At 31.0% G+C, this 1,911-nt stretch carries 2 protein-coding genes; one reads left to right on the top strand and one right to left on the bottom strand.

From position 1 onward, the window contains the following. Nucleotides 1-204: 204 nt before the first annotated feature. Nucleotides 205-951 carry a TlpA family protein disulfide reductase gene (locus ACOYLT_RS11770; protein ID WP_422854030.1) on the bottom strand — a complete coding sequence of 249 codons (747 nt, stop codon included), beginning with the start codon at nt 949-951 and terminating at the stop codon, nt 205-207. Between the two features lie 346 nt (nt 952-1,297). Between ACOYLT_RS11770 and ACOYLT_RS11765 the strand changes: the two genes are divergently transcribed. After that, nucleotides 1,298-1,573 carry a zeta toxin family protein gene (locus tag ACOYLT_RS11765; protein WP_422854029.1) on the top strand — a complete coding sequence of 92 codons (276 nt, stop codon included), beginning with the start codon at nt 1,298-1,300 and terminating at the stop codon, nt 1,571-1,573. The last annotated feature ends 338 nt before the right edge of the window (nt 1,574-1,911 follow it).

The raw sequence follows: 1,911 nt of genomic DNA, 5'->3' as shown, positions 1-1,911 counted from the left end.
ATAGTTTGAGAAAAGGACAAGATTGTTCATTAGTATTTCAAAATCAAGTTAAGATTTTCCTGTAAGTTGTTCGTTCAGTAGTTACAAATGGGCACTGTTATTTTAAAAAATAATAATGGTCCAAAGAAACAATATTCCAGCGGCCATTATTTTTTTAAGATGCCACTCAAAGCCGTCTGCCATTTTTTCAAAATCCGACTTGTGCTATAGTAATTCTCGCAATGCAGCCAAAAACTCTTTACCATCACCCATTTTCATTCGTTTTTTATCATCAAATATATATGGTATACCACTTTCAATTTTTATTACAATGCCATTTTTATCTAAAAATATGTTTACTGGGAATGAGAACATATTGATAGAATCTGTAAATTTTTTTGCATTAGCAATTTGTATGAAGTTGAATTTTCGGTTCTTTAAAAATGCCCTTGCTTTTTCAGTTGGTTCAAATGTAATTGCAATAAAGTTTACACTGTCTTTCAATTGAGTTTTAATACCATTCAATACTGGCATTTCTTCAATGCAAGGCTTACAAGTTGTAAACCAAAAATTTATCAATGTTGGTTTACCCTTTAAACTATTTATACCAATAGTTCTGTTGTCGAATGTTGTGAAAGTAGGTAAAGGGAATTCTTTGTTAAGATAATCTTCGGGTTCGAATGATTTATCTTCTTCTTTTACTTTTGAATCACCAATTTTAATATCCCAATTGTAAGAATAAATTAAGCTATCCGGCGTTCGTCTGATTTCTTTAAAATTATCTTTTATTGTTATTTTAATGTCCTTTGTTTGCATTATACTTTTTATTTTTTCAACTTTTTCGGCTTTCAATTTTGCATATGTGGAAGTGTCTACTATTGAGCCTTCTATTGTTTTAATGTATCTAGTTTGACCAAATGCAACTGAAGTCAAAGTATTTATTGTCATCAATACTATTATGCTAAGTTTCATAATGATTAGTAAAATTTATGGAGTCTAATATTATTGTTGTTAACTTGTTTATAGCAGATATCTTTATTTGCCTTCTTCGAATTTATAAAAATTATTATAAGTTGCCAAAGATAATATTGGGTTACCCTTTTGGGAGAGATTTCAGGGCGACTATGATTTCATCAGAACTGGTCCCATCAAAGGCCCTATATTATTATAAAAATATCATCGTACCGCTGATTTTATTTCAGCAGTTTCTTTATAACTCAAACTACCCCATGAAAAAAAGTAATTGAGTAAACTCATAAAAAAGAAGTCGCTTTCTTAACCCTATACTGAAAAAGTTGGTATTGAGGCGGGTTGAATTATGTTACATAGAATAGATGAATTGATGCGTGAAGGAAATAATTATGCTTTCGAAACAACGCTCTCAACAATTAGCCATAAAGAAAGCATAAAGTCAGCCAAGACGCATGGATATAATGTTACCCTGTTATTTTTCTGGCTCCGAAATATGGAATTAGCAAAAGAGCGCGTTAAGACTCGGGTTTTAGAAGGCGGACATAATGTTGAGGAATCGATAATAGAACGCAGATATATTCGTGGAATAGTTAATTTATTTGAAATATTTATACCTTTGTAAGATGAGGTTATGATTTTCGATAACTCGGAAGGGCTTCCAATATTGATAGCCGAAAAGTCTCAAAATGAACCGCTCACTATTATGGATCAGCATTTATTTTTAAAACTCAAGTAGCAATATGAAAACGCAAAATAAACTTGATAGAAGAAACAAGATTTTGATGGGGCTTGAAAATTCTTACAGGAAAATGCTAGAATTCAAGAAACAAAAAAATAGCGTAGTAGTGGTTCTTCGGGAAGATAAAATTATCCGCTTGAAGCCAGAGTAACTTTGTATCATTTTTCATTCTAATAAAAAATACTTTTTACCTGTTAAAGTACTTAGTGCTGTTTTTAGGG

The organism is Flavobacterium sp. (assembly GCF_049318185.1).
GTDB lineage: Bacteria > Bacteroidota > Bacteroidia > Flavobacteriales > Flavobacteriaceae > Flavobacterium.
Note: the sequence above shows the minus strand (reverse complement) of the source record. Positions and strands in the feature narration are given on the sequence as shown.